The organism is Candidatus Desulfolinea nitratireducens, assembly GCF_982879505.1.
In genome coordinates this window covers 1-2,416 of sequence record NZ_CEYOSI010000335.1, presented here as the reverse complement: position 1 = coordinate 2,416, position 2,416 = coordinate 1, and the positions used below count along the sequence as shown (strand labels likewise).

2 protein-coding genes are annotated in these 2,416 nt (G+C 46.5%); both read left to right on the top strand.

Features of this window, described 5'->3' with window-relative positions; all coding sequences use genetic code 11:
• The first annotated feature begins 42 nt into the window (after nucleotides 1-42).
• The gene (locus AC3DOM_RS17445; RefSeq protein WP_487920314.1) at nucleotides 43-654 is read left to right on the top strand and encodes a hypothetical protein; all 612 of its coding nucleotides are present in this window, start codon (nucleotides 43-45) and stop codon (nucleotides 652-654) included.
• Between the two features lie 6 nt (nucleotides 655-660).
• The gene (locus AC3DOM_RS17440; RefSeq protein ID WP_487920313.1) at nucleotides 661-2,388 is read left to right on the top strand and encodes an amidohydrolase; all 1,728 of its coding nucleotides are present in this window, start codon (nucleotides 661-663) and stop codon (nucleotides 2,386-2,388) included.
• The last annotated feature ends 28 nt before the right edge of the window (nucleotides 2,389-2,416 follow it).

Here is a 2,416-nt window from a genome sequence, read left to right as displayed (position 1 = left end):
CATATATGCCAGGTAGGTTTTTCTATAAAACAGGAGCTTTAAATGGTTGAGAATATTCGGGAACTAGGTCGTGTCAAGTTGGTACAGCTGCAGCCATCTGGGCTGATTATTGAAACCCCGTCAGGAGATTATTATGATGTTTCCCGCAGGGTGGAGGTAGATCGTATCCAAATAACGTCAAACGGTATTGAAGCCACCACGCCTGATGGTGAACATGTGCTGGATATTCATCATTTGGATCACCCGGATAAAGCTTACGATGACGATGATCTGGTATGCATCGGCTTTACTTCTCATTATGAAGCCATGCGTAAAAAATTTGGTGATCACATGGTAGATGGCAGCGCTGGCGAAAACATCATCATTGAATATGATCAGGAAGTTTGGGAAGAGGATATTGGGCAGCAGCTTGCGATTGAAAATATGGAGAGTGGCGAAAGGATGCTGCTAGAATTTGTTAGTTATGCCACTCCTTGCGCGGAGTTCAGCCATTTTGCTGCTGACAGCCAAGATATGCCCCTGGAAAAAGAGAAACTAAAAGAAACACTTCAATTTTTGCATAAAGGTCGGCGCGGATTTTTATTGGTCATGCGAGGCGATCAGCAAACTGCAATAGTGCAAGCGGGAGATCGTGTATTTGCGATTCATGAATAGAAATATATGAAAGCCAATCTGGTTTTAAAAAATGCTTCTGTTTATACAGTAGACAAGGATCGCAGGTGGGCTCAAGCGGTTGCCATTGCTGATGCGAAAATCATCTTTGTTGGTACGGATTCGGATGTTGAAACCTATATCGATCCTGATACAGAAGTTATCGATCTGGCTGGAAAAATGGTTTTGCCCGCATTTGTTGACAGCCATATGCACCCAGCGCTAAGCGCCCACTTATACCAGTATCAATTAGCCCTTTTTGATGTGAATGGCAAAGACCAAATCCAGGCCTATCTCAATGCCGTCTGTGAATTTGCGGAATTGAACCCGGATTCACCATGGATCATCGGCGGCGGGTATTTACGATCGGCCTTCGATGAAATTGGGCCGCGCAAAGAGTGGCTCGACGAGGTTGATGCAGAACGTCCGATTGCAATTACTTCCAGGGATGGGCATTCGATGTGGGTCAATTCAAAAGCCCTGGACCTGGCGAAAATTACCAAAGATACACTCCAGCCTGAAGAGGGCGTTATCAAGCATGATCCCAAGACAGGGGAGCCTTCCGGGTTACTTCAGGAGCCTGGGGCGATGAACCTGATCAATCGCATAATGCCAAAGCCCCCCAAAGAAGAGATCGTGAAATCGCTGATCTGGCTTCAGAATTGGCTTAATGCCAAAGGAATTACTACGACTCACGAGGCGATGCTGGGTATCGATGAAAGCCATCTCTATCAGGCTTACGAAGAACTCGCACAAGCAGGAAAAATGACTGTTCGATATCGGGCCTCATGGACTATTTCGCCGGAGGGCGATGCCAAATCGCAGATTGATCAGGCCAAAATTCTGGCAAAAAAATTTTCACATCCGCATTTCAAAGCAGAATCATTCAAGTTCTTTGCGGACCATGTCATTGAAGAGGAAACAGGCTATCTACTTGAGCCTTACGCTCACAGGGATGATCATTGGGATGGGATAAAAGTCTGGGATGATGATATTCTGCGGAAGGCCTTTACCCAGATAGATTCTGAGGGATACCAGATTCACGTTCACGTGATTGGGGATGCCGCCGCGCAATATTCATTGGATGCGCTCCAGGCAATGGTTGCCACGAATGGGGAGCGGGACTCCCGACATTCGTTCGCCCATCTACAGCTGGCACAACCGGAGGATATCCGGCGTATGGGCGAATTGGGGCTGAGCGTCCATACAAGCCCCTACTGGATGAATTTGGATGATTATTTCTGGAAGTTGAATCTGCCTTATCTGGGGCATGAGCGGGCTTTTTACCATCAATATCCATTAGCAAGCCTATTCGAAGCCGGAGTTAATGTAACCATTGCCAGTGATTTCTGGGTCTCTGAGCCAAAACCATTGACAGCGATTTATGGCGGTATGACCCGGCAAGTATCTCAACATGAATTTGATAGTAGCTATGGCTCAGAATCAAGCTATCGTCGGGTATCAGATCCCAATGCGGAGTTAGAGGAAGGGGATCTGGGGGTATTGCCTCCTCTTGAGGAGCGGGTGAGTCTCGAAAAGATGATTGTTGCCTCAACCCTTAACGGCGCATATGCAAACTTTCTGGAAAAGGAAATTGGCTCCATCGAGGTGGGGAAGCTGGCTGATCTGGTTGTCCTCGAGCAGAATCTTTTTCAGATTGACATCGAGGAAATTCCGGCAACTCGAATTTTGATGACCTTTTTTGAAGGACAGCAAGTCTACTCGGCAGAAAAGTAAAAATATTCCATTTCTCTGTATTAACAAT

Bases quoted from the DNA above. Each gene is read 5' to 3' on its own strand.
- AC3DOM_RS17445 (WP_487920314.1), top strand. From the start codon at position 43: ATGGTTGAGAATATTCGGGAACTAGGTCGTGTCAAGTTGGTACAGCTG.
- AC3DOM_RS17440 (WP_487920313.1), top strand. From the start codon at position 661: ATGAAAGCCAATCTGGTTTTAAAAAATGCTTCTGTTTATACAGTAGAC.